Genomic DNA, 12584 nt, shown 5'->3' on the forward strand with positions numbered 1-12584 from the left:
GCCCATGATGTCGGATTCCTTCATGATCAGAAGGTCTTCGCCATTGAGCTTGACTTCGGTGCCCGACCACTTGCCGAACAGGATGCGGTCGCCAGCCTTGACGTCCAGGGGAACCAGCTTGCCGGCTTCGTCGCGGGCGCCGGAGCCGACAGCGATGATCTCGCCCTCCTGCGGCTTTTCCTTTGCCGTATCCGGGATGATGATCCCGCCGGCGGTCTTGGATTCGGATTCGACCCGGCGAACGACCACGCGGTCATGAAGTGGACGGAACTTCGACTTTGCCATTTTGGATTCCCTGGTGCGGTGTTGAACGGTTCCCCGTTGCCGGAGCGCGATTAGCACTCACCGAGGACGAGTGCTAACAAAAGGGTGGATAGGCCGTTGGCGGCTGCAAGTCAAGGCGCGAAGACCGGCGAAACCCAGCCGAAGGGACGTTAGCTGAGGGCCTATATCATTCTCCATAACGAGCAGGAGAATGGGCTCATTTCTTGCATCTATACCCCCTCACAAAGGCGGCGGCCGTCAGTGGGATCGGCATAAAGGCCCTTCACAAGGCGATCGACAGGACTGTTCGTTTCCGCGGTCTCGGCGTGATGCGGTTCTCGTGTTCGATAAAGGACGATCGGCGGATGTTCGCCGCCAATCGTCAGGATCGTTTTGCTTCGAATCCCCTAGCTGAGGTCATCTGGATCCACGCTGCTGATTAGGTGCGCTACGTGAGCAACCGACGAGCTGAGGATCAGACCAGCGGCTTGATATCATGTTGCGGAGCCGAACCGCCGTTGAAGAAGTTCTTCGCCTTCTTGAACTGGTCAGTCGAGTTCCCATTCACGAGCTGCTGGAAGTTTTCATGGTCGGCCCGGCTTTGCGGGCGATAGCACCGAGTAGCTCTTCCTTGGGGGCCCCCCAATCAGAAGCGTTAACTGATGCTTGCGGTCGTGGCCATTGTCGCAATTTGCGGACATAGATCGTGTGGACCGGCGTCGGCATACGCTCGGCAACGGCAAATTGTCGGGTTCGTCAGGCCCACGACCCTGCGATGGTTACACCCAGCTGGGGACCGAAAGCCTATGGAACACTTGTCCGAGTTCTTCCCGGCTCGACTTTTGCTCCTCTCTCGCGACGCTGCAGATGCCGCCGGGGACGCGCCCCGCTGGTATTGGGAAGCAGGCGCACAGTCTCGGATTTGGAAAAGGAGAGGCTTGCTTGGCGATTGGATGGAACTTTCGGTTTGCTGCACTCGGATCTTGTCTGCTCACCTCCATGGCGATGGGGGCAGGACGACCTACTCGACGAAGCGAAATCGCTGTTCACCCCCGTTCCCTAGGACCCGGCCGCCCTTGAACGCAACCCGGCGACCGCAGAGAAAGTCGAATTGGCGTCAGCTAGGTCCGCGGTGAGCCGGTGGCCGCAAATGGGCCGAGGTCATGGATGACGACGTGCGAGTTGCCGCAGCGGCTCCTGGATGCCTGGCCTGACGCCAACGACCGCCTGGCCACCCAGCGGCTTTCTACACGAGGCTCCGGGCAATCCCCCGGAGGTGCGGCGCGCAGGGGAGTTAGCTTTATTCGTGGCAGCCCCAGATCGCGGCTGAATTTAGGCTTTAGCCCATCCAAAATCTTAGTCCGTTTGCCGGCAAATATCAAGACAAAATAGCTTTTTCGGTCCACAAAGCACGTGAATGATATTATATTTGCTTTTTTCTCCGGAGGTGCCATATAATAAGGCGTGGTTGCGCGGATAAGCGAAGCCTACGCTAGGAACGGGAAAGGAAAAGCCATAGCTTCTGAATTACGCTCTGCCGAAATCCTTTTCAAGGACCGCATCGCCGGTAGGTTGTCGGAGACACCTGCCGGCGGGACCCGTTTTGCCTACGAGCGGGGTTGGACGGAGGACATTGCCTGCTGCTTTCCCGTCACGCGGAACGAGTATGACTGGCCGTCCAGCCTACATCCGTTTTTCCAACATCTCGGACCCGAGGGCTGGCTGCGCGAACAACAGGCACGTGGCGCTCATGTCGACGGTCAGGACGATCTTGGCCTGCTCTTGCGATACGGCTCGGATTGCATCGGTGCTGTGAGCGTTGTCCCCCCGGCAGTTTCCGGGCTTTCCGCAGCGGCTGCAGAAGCCACAACCAGTCCTGGCCGTACGGTTTCCGGGATACAGAAGAAGCTCCTTGTTGTGCGCGGCAAGGGCGGCTTTGTCCCGGCCGGAGCAACCGGACCCGCTCCCTATATAGCCAAATTCAACTCCCAAAGCATTCCGACGCTCGTCCGCAACGAGGCTTTGAGCTTGCGGTGGGCCGGCGTGGTGCTCGGGTCGAAAGAAGTCAACGAGTTTCAATCCGCACCCGTGGGTGACGAGTATGCCCTCATTGTCACCCGGTTCGACCGCGGGCCGAAGGGAGAAAAGCTCCGACTGGAAGATTGCGCGCAAATCCTCGCCAAGCCCCGCGGCCAGGACTATGGAGGCAAATACGATGCCGCCTACGAAGATGTGGCCACGATCATCAAAAAGCACTCATCGCGTGTAGTCATCGACCTTCAGCGCTTCTTTCAGCGTCTGGTGGCTTTTGCGCTTGTCGGGAATTGCGACGCCCATCTCAAGAATTTCTCTCTATTGGAAACTTCGACGGGACTTAGGCTCTCACCCGCCTATGATGTCCTCAATACCGCTCTCTATGACGGTTTTGATCAAACCCTGGCCCTGACCATCCGCGGCAAGCAGGTCAACCTTGGCGCTGCCAACGGTGAGCTGTTCCGAGGTTTCGGAGGCGATATCGGTCTTTCGGATCGCGTCATCGACCAGACGCTGAAGGACCTTAAGCGACAGGTCGCCAAAGCTTCAGCGGTCATCCAGCCGCCTGCAGCCGAAGGACCTGACGGGTTTGTCACCAAATATTCTGAGATCGTGAGTAATCAATGCCTGAGAATCCTCGGGGAATAGGCCCGCTGAGCTGGCGCACGCTCGTTGACGAAGCACTCGCCCGCCGAAAAGAAGAACGTCTGACCCAGCGCGAGCATGCAGCGCTCGCTGGCGTCAGCATCCCGACCATTGCAGCCTTCGAACGGGGCGAGCACACCCTGACGCTCGCAAAGGCATTCGATATCCTTCATGTTGTCGGACTTTTGGACGAGCCCACGGAAGGCGGTGCACAGGATCGGTTCGTGCGGGCATCATTTGATCGATGGCGCGCCCTCACAAATAATCTGCCCACCGACAGCCCTGCCAGGTTTCCCAATGGCTCATATCGGTTCGACTACTGCCTGGAAGGTGATCTGAAGTCATTTGCTCTGACGGAGTTCGAGCAGGTCCTGGACAACGCGGTCACCCGGCACACTGGTTGGCCGGTCTTTATGATGTTGACCCGCGAAGATCTTGCCCCACGCGAGGTCGGCGGAGCCATTGAGGTTTGGCTGCCGCCGGAGAGTGACGGGGTCAAGCGCAACATCTTTAACGATCCCGCGCATTGCGACTTTTGGCGGGCCGTACCCTCGGGACGATTGTTCCTGATTCGGGGCTATCAGGAGGACGGTCAGGAGACTTTTCCGCCGGCGAGTGTATTCGATACGACATTGCCTGTGTGGCGGATGGGCGAGGCGCTTCTTCACGCCGAGCGGCTAGCCGGTCTTATGCGGAAGGACCCGGAAAGCCAGATCACGGTTCGGTTTCGTGCGCTCTACACCGGACTGACCAGCCGGCTTTTGCGGAACTGGGCGAACCCGATCAGTGACCTCATGTTTGAGGGAAGGCCTGCTCGCAGCGACGAGGTGCTGGTCGAAACAGAAGTCCCCGCTGTCGACATCAGTTCCCGCCTTGCGGACACTCTGTTTCCTATGGTCTCCGCGATCTACGAACGGTTCGGCGTTGTTGGCATCACCGCAAATCGCATCCAGGCGGAGGTCGGACGCCTTCTGAGCAGCAGGATGCGATAGACCGCAGCCAAGTCACGTGGTAGCCGCCAGAGGCCAAGTCGAGGAACTACCTTGCGCTGAAAGTTCGTAAAAAGCAGCAGCGCAAATCGGCCGGCGAACTGTCCGGTCCTCTTGGATCTTATCCCAGGTTGACCGGCGCCTTGTTGATGCTGAAGGCTGCAAGTCCTGGTGCAAGCGCTGGCGGTATATGATGAACCTCGGATTGGGGTGATCACGACGGTCGAACGGCGTCGGCGCTTGTCTCGGCCCGGGGCTTCCTGTCAACGGTGAGGCGGAAGCGGCGGAAATTTGGCGCGCAAGTGATGATTTTTGTGGTTTGCCGCGTGTCCAACGCGGCAATTGGTGTGCCCGATAGAGAGAGTCTCTATCCGGCCAGAGGATTTCTGCGGCGCTGTAGGGATGTCGGATGAACGGAGCAATCTCGTCACTTCGCATCACCCGTAGCCTAGGACCGCCTTGATTTCCAGGAAGTCGTCAAAGCCACGGGCACCGCATTCGCGCCCGTTCCCCGATTGCTTGTAGCCGCCGAAGGGTGCGTAAGGATCCCACGCCGGCGAGTTTAAGTAGACAGAACCTGCGCGCAGCTTACGCGAGAGCGCACGAACTTTGTCCGTGTCCTTGCCAGTGACGTGCGCGGCCAGCCCATAGACCGTGTCGTTCGCAAGGCGTGCAGCATCGTCCAGACCTTCGTAGGCGACAATGCTAAGAACGGGCCCGAAGATCTCTTCTCGATAGATCGTCATTCCCGGCTTGACGTCACTGAAAACTGTCGGGCGCACGAAATAGCCGCTATCTAGTCCGTCGGGGCGCCCTAAGCCTCCATAGGCGAGGGTAGCACCTTCCGAGATCCCAGCCTGGATCATCCGCTGCACGTGTTCATACTGAGTAGCGTTTGCGACGGGGCCTAACGTGGTTGAGGGATTGCTCGGTGGTCCAACGACTAATTTCTTTGCCACGTCAACTGCTCGATTTACCGCCTCGTCATACCGTTCGCGGGAGACCAGAAGGCGCGTTCCGGCATCGCAGGCTTGGCCGTTGATAAAGAAGCAATTGTCAATTGCTGCTGGAATGGCTGTTTCGAAGTCGGCGTCATCTAGAAGGATATTCGCCGACTTGCCGCCAAGTTCGTGGACCACACGCTTGACGGAATCAGCTGCTGCCTTTGTTATTTCGATACCGGCTCTGGTCGAACCTGTGAAGGAGATCATATCTATGCCAGGATGGCGGGCCATCGCATCTCCGACGACGGCGCCCTCGCCGTTGATCAGGTTAAACACGCCCGGCGGAACGCCGGCCTCGTGCAGGATCTCTGTCAAAATTATAGCGTCGAGCGGTGTGATCTCAGAAGGCTTGAGCACCATCGTACAACCGGTGGCGAGCGCAGGCAAAATCTTGGTATAGATTTGGCCAATAGGCCAATTCCACGGTGTGATTAGCCCGACAACGCCGATCGGCTCCTTGTAGACCATCGTGGTCTTCATTCGCTCGGCAAACTCAAAATTCCTGAGGATGTCGATCGTTGCCGCGGTATGGATTTTGCACCACTCCAACAACGAGCTGCTGCTTAGCGAGATGGGCATGCCCATCTCTTCAGTCACCACCTTAGCAATCTCGCGCTCCCGCTTGCGGAAGGCAGAATCTATGCTCTTTAGGAGCTCAATTCGTTGGTTGATGGGCGTTGATGAGAAACTCACAAAGGCAACCCGAGCCGCACTTACGGCACGGTTCAGATCGCTGGCCGACCCCATCGCCACCGTCGCGAAGGGCTTTTCTGTAGCCGGGTTAATAAGATCCCGGCGGGACTTTGAAATAGGATTAACCCACTGGCCGTCAATGTAAAACTGTGACTCGTGTTGCATACACCTACCTTTATGATGTCAGCGAAGCGGCTCAAATTGGACAGCTGAAGAGCATTCGACAGATTCGCACGGCAAACCACGGCGCCGGGATTGAAACGGATCAACCGGATGATGACGCGTTCGTTGTTTCCTTCTTGACGCATGCCCTCCGAGTTATTCGGCGGTATGCTATACTGCATTGACAAAACCTATGCGGAAGCCATCGCCCGCCAGAGCAGTGCTTTGTCAAAATGCGTACTCATACGTATATTACAGTACCGGATGGATTGTGCAACCGCCTCAGAGTTTCTAAAACGGACAAAAATCGGGCGGTGGATCCTCCACAGTGCCCGCGATCGGCGGGCGACGAAGTGAATCGGTTGGCCTCCCTGTGAATTGAATCGATCGCCCAAGGTGACTCCCTTCGAAAAACAACGCGACGATGAGCGCCCTATGATAACCCGCTCAGCTTGCGGAATTGCCACGCGCGAAGCCGTCGCGCATCTGCAGGCCGTTATGGGCTGTCGGAGCGTCGGGCCTGTTCCTTTGTCGGCGCCGATCGCAAGATGATCCGCTACCAGTCCCGGCGTCTTCCCCAGACGGAGCTGCGTGGTCGGCTGGCCCCCGTAACAGGCACCACGAATTTCCGCGACTACCGGTCAAAGCAAGATGGCACGCCGCAGTCTCGGCGGCGCGATATGCATTGTTATAGTTTTCCGCGCTTTCATCGGTGGCATCCGTTTGGGAAAACCCTGAAATGTCAGCCCCTGCGCAGAAATGCTTACCTGCACCAGATAGATCCAGCACCTTCACTTCGGAGAGCTCAGAAATGCGATTATAGCCCTCTATTATGCCCGGCCGCATGGCGCCAGCCACTGCATTGCCATTTTGGGACGATTGATCTCGAGGCGACCGATACGTCCGGCCGTCAGCTGATCCGTCCCGCCTGCTCCTCAATCATCATCGGAAGGCCTCCGCTTTCCCGCGGCCTTTTCGAGCAGCGGCGACCTTAATGTTGACAAAAGGCTTTTGAATGCCCACCGAGGCAAGGCGGCGCGAGCAACTGACACTATCCCATTTTACGACGAGTTTGCAGCCTCGGCGACGAGATGAGCCGTGAGGCTGATCGAGTTGCCAAGGCGCCTTCTTGCGGATACGCCAGCGCCGAACAGGAATTGGTGGCGAATTTCGAGCTGGCGGTGACCTCTTCGACAATGATGCTCACAAGGAAGCAACATGAGGCGTCAAACGCGACCGTTCATCGTGGAAGTCAAGCGGAAGCGTGGCATTCAAAAACAGTCCCGGTCCATTTGGGGAAATTTTGATATTTCAGCGGCCGTCGCCGAGGCAACCCGAGAATCGGAGGCGACAGAGCCCCCTAATTGTCAGACGATTGAATCCGTCATAATCTCCACCGATCCTGAATATCTGTTCAATTCGCAAGCGGAGACTCCTATGCCGGATTTAAGTGGCGCTGAAGCTGTAGCATCCCCGTCTGAATCCTCTGCGAAAGCAGAAAAGCCCAAGGCCAATAAAAAAGCTGCGCAATCGCGCAAGTCGAAGCCAGGCAAGACATTGTCCGCTCGTACCAATGGTACCGTCGCTCAGACGCGGACGTCGGATCAAGCGGCAGCACTTGGAAGCGGCCGGACAATTTATTCGGCAAAACAGCGAGCTGAGAAGCTCTCCGAGATGCAGCAGTCCATGAACGGCGGCGCCACTCTGAAGCTGGCCGCAAAGCAGGCGGGCATATCGGAGCAGACCTATTATCATTGGAAGCGGGCGTCGACACCTGCAGCCCGAAGCGACGATTTGAAGGACCTTCTCGCGCTTGAGGACGAAAACAAGCGGCTAAAGGCCCTTCTGGCAGAGCGCCTTCGCAAAGAGAACGCCGAATTGAAGATGAGGTTGGGCATGGCGTAGCATCCGTTCTTGAGCCGCAGCGCCAGGCCCTCGGCCCAATCGGAATTTGCCACACGTGGCAGGCAGATAACACTCGGCGCGCTGGAGTTGGTCAAGCGCGACACGCTCCGCCGCGGCCGAGGTTCTGATCGAACTGGCAGCCTGCGGTCCTTGCGGCGCTTCCGGTTCATCCATTTGCTTCTCACAAGCATGGCCATCCCTCCAGGGCTTTCGACCCTCGCCAATGGTCAGAAGATCAATTATGAGATCGAGCAGAACCGCCGCCGCCGCAAGTTTTCAGCCGGCAATCTCAATAAAGCGGGCTGATTCTCGCCCGAGCGAGGCACACCCGAAGGGAGACGAGGCCAGTTCCGGATGTTCCGAAGGCCTCTAGACAAGCGCTCGCGGAGTCTGGCTAAACCGGAGGGCCGTAGCTGCGCGCGTTCCAGAAATTGCATGTGGAACAAGATCTGTTACAAGGGAACGGCGGGGATTTCTCCCGCCTTTTCATATTCGACGTAGAGTATTGGGCTACTGCTCTGCACCAGAACGACTCCAATGATCAATCAGGCAGTGAGGCTCTTGCGGGTTCGCTTCGCTGGCCCCCACTTTCCAGGTCCTTTTGCTTGCTGGCGATGCCGAGACGTTGCGCTATGCCGCCCGAAAGCTGCCGCGGCCAGCCTTCGGCGAACTCGGCAAGGCCAACCATGATCGCGCCCTCTCATCGGCTTCCTCCTTGGGCGCGCCGCGCACTTCAAGTCCGAAGGCGACATTGCCGAGCACGGTCAGCCACTGTAGCAGGCGCGTCTCCTGGAAGATCACCGCGCACCGCGCGACATGGTACGGCCCGCCTCCTTTGGAGTGCAACGTATCGGATCCGCATTTTTGATGATCGGAGCCACGGCCCCATTGTGTTCTCATGCGTGTCGGCCATCGTACTGGAGATATCGTGGGCACCGTTGGTAGGTCAGCGTCCCTCATCGCCAATGCGCTCGCCCCGGCATCGCCCGCATCCGCGATATCGCATCCGATCTTGGCCGGGCATGCCGTCGATCAGCGGTCCGATAGCCCCCGATCGAAGTCGTCACCGACCGCAAGGCTGCAGCCTTTTCGACGAATTTGAGACGAATCCGCTCTTCGCTGGCGTCATTTGTTCTTGCTGCACCCGTCGAACTGCGTCGAAAAGGCTAACGTGAAGGGGCGGCTCGATCGGGGCTGCACCCGCGCAAGCCCTGAATAGAGGGGTAGCAGCCAATTCCGCTTGACGCGCTTAGCTGCCCTGGATACTTATTAGATTAATAACATACTGATTAGTTCGATGTTCGCCTTTTTAGCGGGGGAGGGCAGTTGTCCGGCCCTCGCAAGATTGCAAATCAGTGCGCTTCGCGTCTTCACGATGCGGAACCTATAGATCATGGTACCCTGTGACCCGTGCATGGGAGAGGCAATGCAACTGGAATTCGACTTTGTCATTGTTGGCGGAGGGTCTGCGGGATGCGTTCTTGCTGCCAGGCTGAGCGAACAGTCTTCGTTGCAGGTGCTTCTGATTGAAGCTGGACCGGATAGCGAGAACTGGAAAATCCGGATGCCTCTGGCCCTCGACCATCTGATGAAGTCGACCACATACAATTGGGGCTTGGAATCGGAGCCAGAGCCGGGCCTCAGAGGGCGTAAGGTAGGTCATCCTCGCGGTCGGGTGCTGGGTGGTTCGTCAGCCATCAACGGCATGGTCTTCACGCGTGGCAATCCGCAGGACTATGACGAGTGGCGCGACCAGTTTGGCTGTGACGGCTGGGGCTATGCGGACGTTCTGCCATATTTCAAGAAAATGGAAAGCGCCAAGGCCGGCGACAGCCGGTACCGCGGCAGGAGTGGTCCTCTTGAAGTCACGCGTCCCGAGACTGATTCAAATCCGTTGAATCGGGCTTTCCTGGAGGCCGGTCGCTCGCTTGGCTATCCGATGTCGGAGGACGGCAATGGACCCCAGCACGAGGGATTTTCGGTGTCAGAGCAGACAATCGTCCGCGGGCAAAGAAATTCCACTGCCGCGGCATTTCTGACGACGGCGGTCCGGGCGCGGCCAAACCTGACAATTTTGCCGGGAACCCTGGTTGAAAGGGTTGTTTTCGAGGGCAAGCGGGCTGCCGGCGTGAAATGCCGCACACGAACCGGGCAAGTGATTTTTCGGGTCCGTCGCGAAGTTGTTCTCGCAGCAGGCGGTGTCGGATCTGCCCATATTCTCAAGCTGTCTGGGATTGGCCCTGCCAGCGAACTCGCCCGTCACGGGATCGATGTCATCCTCGACAACAAGGCTGTGGGCGCGAATCTTCAGGATCATCCTGACCTGCCCATCCAATACGCTTGCCGGCAGCCTGTCACTCTGCGCCGCCATGCGACATGGCCGCGACGGGCTGTTGTCGGATTAGACTGGTTTTTGTTCAAGCGTGGTATTGCTGCCAGCAACCAGTTTGAAGTCAGCGCATACGTACGCAGCAGGGCAGGGATATCCAAACCCAACCTGAAACTGGAGTTTTTCCCGCTCGGCATCTCGCATGAGAACTACAAGCCGTATCGGATCGAATCCTTCCAAGTTCATTGCACGCTCGAAACATCGGAGGCCCGCGGCACCCTCAGTCTGCGTTCGGCCGATCCCGCGCAGCCACCGGCCATGCTGTTCAACTATCTCCGTGGCGAAAGCGACATGCAAACGTTCCGGGAAGGCATTGCGCTCGTTCGCGAGCTCGTCGCGGCTCAACCCTTTGCCCCCTATCGTGGGGCAGAAATTGAACCCGGCCAGGCCGTGAAAAGCGATGCGGCACTCGACGACTGGATCCGGAGCCGAGCAACAACTGCCTATCACATTTCCTGTACGTGTCGCATGGGTCGTAGCGATGATCCGGCGTCGGTCATAGGCCCCGATTTGAAGGTTCACGGACTGGAGGGCATTCGGGTCGCCGATGCCTCCATCATGCCGCTGGTGGTGACTTCCAACTTGAACGCCTCGGTGATCATGATCGGCGAACGTGCCGCGGATTTCTGTCTGGGAAGGCCCCAACTAACCCCTTCAAATGACCCGTACTGGGTGCATCCCTCCTGGCAGACCAGCCAGCGATAAAACACTTTGACCGCCAAGCAGGCCCTTCGCTTGAAATGACTGCTTGCAGAAATATCCTCTCAAGTATAAATTTATCCCACTTGGTCTTTTGAGTAGCAGGCCCGCGCAACTGGATGTGGGCTTGACCGAGCCGGTGGAACGCTAACAATCGAGGATATCTATGGACCTTCAACCAAAAGCATCGCACAGCAATGGCGATGTTGAGGGCGCGGCTGGCGCAAGGATCGATGTGATCTACCCCGCAACCCGCGAGGTGGTCGCCAGCGTCTGCGAAGCGACGCCTGCACCCGTCGAGCGAGCTGTCTCCTCGGCAAAGGCGGAGCAACAGGAGCAGGCGGCGAAACGTCCGCTTGAACGGGCGAGTATTCTGCGTCCTGAGGAATTACTTGTGCGTGCACGCAACGACGACATTGCGCGTGTAGGGACGACCGATACAGGTCGTGGCATTTTCCGAAACGCGCTACGTCGATGCCGTGTGGGTGGCCGCGGCCTTTGAATTTCATGCCGGTGTTAAAGATTCCGGGAGGGACGCGAATGCGCGGTCGTCGCACTCGATCACTAGACGCAAATAAAAAGCATCGTGGTCGAAAACAAAGATTTGGCCAGCGTCTTCTAGTTAAGACCCATCGCGAACCCGAAATCTCATGAAAGATACGCCATGAACGCCCAGCCCATACCAGATCGGATGCGCGCGGTTTTGCTGACCGGCTACGGCGGCGTCGAGAAGCTGGAGTATCGCGGTGATGTGCCGGTACCGCGACCGGCTGAGGCAGAGGTTCTGGTGCGGGTCGGCGCCTGCGGCGTCAACAATACCGACGTCAACCTGCGCACACGCTGGTATGACCGAGCGGTCAATGAAAGCGTTTCGGAAGATGTCGGAATTCGCGGCGTAGGCGCGGCCGCGAAGTCCGACGCAGACACGGAGGCTTCCTGGAAGGAAGAAGCCGTTAGGTTTCCACGTATCCAGGGGGCCGCAGTCGTTGGACGAATTGTGGCGGCTGGCGCTTCGGCGGACAGGTCCCGCTTGGGAGAGCGGGTGATTGTCGACCCCCAGGTTCGCGATCCCGCTCTGCCCCTGCGTGCGCAGCTCGTAGCCTACCTCGGTGGCGATCGCGACGGCGGGTTCGCGGAGTTCGTTGCGGTCCCGCAAGAGAATGCCTACGCAATAAAGAGCGACCTTAGCGACGCCGAACTCGCTACCTTTCCGACCTCCTATGATACCGCGGAAGAAATGCTGGAAAGGGCAAGGCTCAACACCGGCGAAACCGTCGTCATTACGGGCGCCGCAGGGGGTGTGGGAACGGCCTTGATCCAACTTTCCCTCATCCGTGGTGCTCGCGTGATCGCTGTCGCCGGCGGCGCAAAGGAAGAACGTATTCGCTCCCTGGGAGCGCACGAGTTCGTGGCGCGTGAAGGTGGTGCTGTAAGATCTGCCGTTGAAGCGATCGCCGGCGAGCGAGGTGTCGACGTGGTCGCAGACGTTGTCGGAGGACCGGTTTTCGGCGACTTGTTAAAGCTGCTGCGCCGGGGAGGGCGATATTCCACGGCCGGCGCCATTGCCGGGCCCATTCAGCCTATGGATCTGCGTGACCTGATCTATAAGGATCTGGAGATGTACGGCATAACTTGTCCAACGTCGGCGGCGTTTCAACGCGTGATAGGTCACATTGAGTCGGGTCGCCTGAGGCCTCTGATTGAAAAAACCTTCGGCCTCGAAGAGCTCCGCCTCGCCCAATCGGAACTGGTCAAAAGAAATCACGTCGGAAAGCTCGTGATTGTTCCCTAGATGTGCCC

9 protein-coding genes and 2 pseudogenes are annotated in these 12584 nt (G+C 58.2%); 8 read left to right on the forward strand and 3 right to left on the reverse strand.

The genetic code is table 11. The features are described from left to right. The coding region (groES, locus tag ACWGS8_RS30840; protein ID WP_454584480.1) for a co-chaperone GroES at positions 1 to 285 on the reverse strand (285 nt) is incomplete at its 3' end. Between the two features lie 1443 nt (positions 286 to 1728). Between groES and ACWGS8_RS30845 the strand changes: the two genes are divergently transcribed. Both ACWGS8_RS30845 and ACWGS8_RS30850 read left to right on the forward strand, forming a co-directional pair. After that, positions 1729 to 2946, forward strand: coding sequence for a type II toxin-antitoxin system HipA family toxin (locus ACWGS8_RS30845; RefSeq protein WP_454584481.1), 1218 nt, complete (start codon positions 1729 to 1731; stop codon positions 2944 to 2946). After that, positions 2922 to 3935 (forward strand): helix-turn-helix domain-containing protein, encoded by a 1014-nt coding sequence (locus ACWGS8_RS30850; protein ID WP_454584482.1) that lies wholly within the window; start codon positions 2922 to 2924, stop codon positions 3933 to 3935. The genes ACWGS8_RS30845 and ACWGS8_RS30850 overlap by 25 nt, the downstream gene beginning before the upstream one ends. Positions 3936 to 4369: 434 nt before the next feature. On the opposite strand, the gene ACWGS8_RS30855 is transcribed toward ACWGS8_RS30850, so the two are convergent. Next, complete coding sequence (locus ACWGS8_RS30855; protein WP_454584483.1) at positions 4370 to 5794, reverse strand: aldehyde dehydrogenase family protein; 1425 nt, start codon at positions 5792 to 5794, stop codon at positions 4370 to 4372. Between the two features lie 459 nt (positions 5795 to 6253). On the opposite strand from ACWGS8_RS30855, the pseudogene ACWGS8_RS30860 reads away from it, so the two are divergent. The 3 genes and pseudogenes from ACWGS8_RS30860 to ACWGS8_RS30870 form a co-directional block, all read left to right on the forward strand. Beyond that, positions 6254 to 6396, forward strand: a pseudogene (locus tag ACWGS8_RS30860) (IS3 family transposase); the annotation flags it as partial. Positions 6397 to 7009: 613 nt separating this feature from the next. Further along, positions 7010 to 7696 (forward strand): transposase, encoded by a 687-nt coding sequence (locus tag ACWGS8_RS30865; RefSeq protein WP_454584484.1) that lies wholly within the window; start codon positions 7010 to 7012, stop codon positions 7694 to 7696. A 9-nt stretch (positions 7697 to 7705) separates the two neighbouring features. Then, a complete protein-coding gene (locus ACWGS8_RS30870; RefSeq protein ID WP_454584485.1) occupies positions 7706 to 8002 on the forward strand; it encodes a hypothetical protein in 297 nt (98 codons plus the stop codon). Between the two features lie 304 nt (positions 8003 to 8306). Here ACWGS8_RS30870 and ACWGS8_RS30875 read toward each other — a convergent pair. Beyond that, positions 8307 to 8500 (reverse strand): annotated as a pseudogene (locus tag ACWGS8_RS30875) (ABC transporter ATP-binding protein); the annotation flags it as partial. 622 nt (positions 8501 to 9122) lie between these two features. On the opposite strand from ACWGS8_RS30875, the gene ACWGS8_RS30880 reads away from it, so the two are divergent. The 3 genes from ACWGS8_RS30880 to ACWGS8_RS30890 all read left to right on the forward strand — a co-directional run bounded on the left by ACWGS8_RS30880 (position 9123) and on the right by ACWGS8_RS30890 (position 12576). After that, a complete protein-coding gene (locus ACWGS8_RS30880) occupies positions 9123 to 10790 on the forward strand; it encodes a choline dehydrogenase (protein ID WP_454584486.1) in 1668 nt (555 codons plus the stop codon). Between the two features lie 160 nt (positions 10791 to 10950). Next, positions 10951 to 11286 (forward strand): aldehyde dehydrogenase family protein, encoded by a 336-nt coding sequence (locus tag ACWGS8_RS30885; protein ID WP_454584487.1) that lies wholly within the window; start codon positions 10951 to 10953, stop codon positions 11284 to 11286. A gap of 162 nt (positions 11287 to 11448) precedes the next feature. After that, positions 11449 to 12576 (forward strand): alcohol dehydrogenase family protein, encoded by a 1128-nt coding sequence (locus tag ACWGS8_RS30890; RefSeq protein ID WP_454584488.1) that lies wholly within the window; start codon positions 11449 to 11451, stop codon positions 12574 to 12576. Positions 12577 to 12584: the final 8 nt, after the last annotated feature.

This window comes from Mesorhizobium sp. 43Arga (assembly GCF_053714255.1).